Annotated in this window: 1 protein-coding gene and 1 pseudogene; both read right to left on the bottom strand. The window is 64.4% G+C overall.

Annotated features, from left to right (window positions below; genetic code table 11):
* Positions 1–176: pseudogene (locus EXE45_RS21610) on the bottom strand (sensor histidine kinase); the annotation flags it as partial.
* A 65-nt stretch (positions 177–241) separates the two neighbouring features.
* Positions 242–312 (bottom strand): acyl-CoA/acyl-ACP dehydrogenase (locus EXE45_RS21615; protein WP_137695178.1); only part of this gene is annotated, 71 nt, incomplete at its 5' end.

Raw genomic sequence — 312 nt, forward strand, 5'->3', positions numbered from 1 at the left:
AGCAGCTCGGCGTACGCTCCGACGAGCTGGAGGTCGTTACGGATGTCGTGTCGCATCACCTGGTTCAGCAGCTGTAAGTCGTCGCGCTGGCGCTTGAGCCGCTCCTCGGGGTCCTGATCGCGGGGGGCCTCGACCGCCCCGTCGCCGTCCACGTCGGCGTTCGCCTCTTCGCTCATACCGGACGCTACGGACCCTCGTCGCTTTTATATACCGATCCGGAGGGGGACCCTCCAACGATGGGTTACATCCCCTCGTCGAGCAGCTCGCGGGCGACGATGTTCTTCTGGATCTCGGTGGTGCCCTCGTAGATCT

Origin of the sequence: Halorubrum sp. SP9, from assembly GCF_005435015.1 — an archaeon.
GTDB classification, from domain to species: Archaea; Halobacteriota; Halobacteria; order Halobacteriales; family Haloferacaceae; genus Halorubrum; species Halorubrum sodomense.